This is a genomic window from Stenotrophomonas sp. 3diitr2024, assembly GCF_042136455.1.
Lineage (GTDB): Bacteria > Pseudomonadota > Gammaproteobacteria > Xanthomonadales > Xanthomonadaceae > Stenotrophomonas > Stenotrophomonas sepilia.
Window position 1 is genome coordinate 1 of record NZ_JBHHMJ010000245.1, and the last position, 1354, is coordinate 1354.

Genomic DNA, 1354 nt, shown 5'->3' on the forward strand with positions numbered 1-1354 from the left:
GAGCCCATGCTCGGCTGCCTCTCTGGTTCAGCCGAGCATGGGCTCGGCTCTACAGAGGGATCCCAGCGCGATAGGCAGCGAACTCCCTGCGCAAAGGAACCTGCCCCACTTCAGGTCACGGCGCGCGGCGCAATGTCACCAGGGTGATCTCCGACGGCACGCCGATGCGCGCCGGGAAACCGGCCCAGAGGCCCGCACCGTTGCCCACGTACAGCGTCATCCCATCCACGTCATAGCGGCCGGAGACAAAACCGCCATTGGCGCGCTTCACCAGCTGGTCCATGCCGATGATCTGCCCACCGTGAGTGTGCCCGGACAGCTGCAGCTTCACCCCACGCGCCGCCGCCTCGCGTGCATTGCGCGGGCGATGATCGAGCAGGATCACCGGCGCGGACGGATCGGCACCCTCCAGTGCAGCCTGGAGATCCGGCAGCGGCAGGCCGTAGCGTGCCGCCACCGGGTCGGTGACACCGGCGATGGTGAGCGCCGCATCGCCGCGTCGTACCTGCAAATGACTGTTCTCCAGCACCTGCATGTGCAGCGCGCGGAACGCCTGCATCCATGCCTGGTACTGCGCGTAATACTCGTGGTTGCCGGTAATGGCAACGACACCGTCCGGCGCCCGCAGATCGGCCAGAGGACGCGCGTCGTCGCGACGGGCCTCGACACTGCCGTCGATCAGATCACCGGTGATCACGATCAGGTCCGGCTTCAGCGCGTTGCCCTGGTCCACCACCCTGCGCACCCAGTCACCGGTCAGCAGGCGGCTGGCATGGATGTCGGTCAGCTGCAGCACGCGATAGCCGTCGAACGCCGCTGGCAGCCCGGCAATGCTCACCTCGATCTGCCGCGGCTGGGGCACTGCCATGCCCTGGCTGACACCATAGCCACTGACCAGCAGGGCCAGCACGCCGGCCGCCGGCCGCAGCTGCGGTGCACGCAGGGCCGATACCATGCGCGGCCAACGCAGCAGGCGCGAAACCAGCAGGCCGGCGTCCAGTACCAGCATCACCAATGCCAGCAGCAGTACCGCCGTGGAGCCGGTGGCCAGCGTGGCGATGGCCAGTTTCGGAATTTCCGGCGACGCCATCGTGCCCCAAAAGGTCGCCACGATGCGCAGCTGCACGGCCACAGCCACCATCAGCAGCGACAGCACGACCTTTAACCCGATGGGCATGCGCAGCGGCCAGAACAGGCGCCAGGCCACATACAGGCCCATCAACAAACCGATCGTACTCAGCACTGCAACCATCCATGACAGAAAGCGGGCCCGCCATGGTGACGGCTGCGGGCCATGTTGTGTAGAGCCGAGCCATGCTGGGCTGCATCCCCGAAGCCCAGCATGGGCTCGGCT

General features: G+C 67.0%; 1 protein-coding gene. It reads right to left on the reverse strand.

All coding sequences use genetic code 11. The annotated features are described in order from the left end of the window. Positions 1-115: 115 nt before the first annotated feature. Positions 116-1252 (reverse strand): metallophosphoesterase, encoded by a 1137-nt coding sequence (locus tag ABGA94_RS05670; protein ID WP_065178141.1) that lies wholly within the window; start codon positions 1250-1252, stop codon positions 116-118. Positions 1253-1354: the final 102 nt, after the last annotated feature.

What these genes read in the sequence shown, in the direction of transcription:
- ABGA94_RS05670 (WP_065178141.1), bottom strand. Translation starts at nt 1,252, where the DNA reads ATGGTTGCAGTGCTGAGTACGATCGGTTTGTTGATGGGCCTGTATGTG.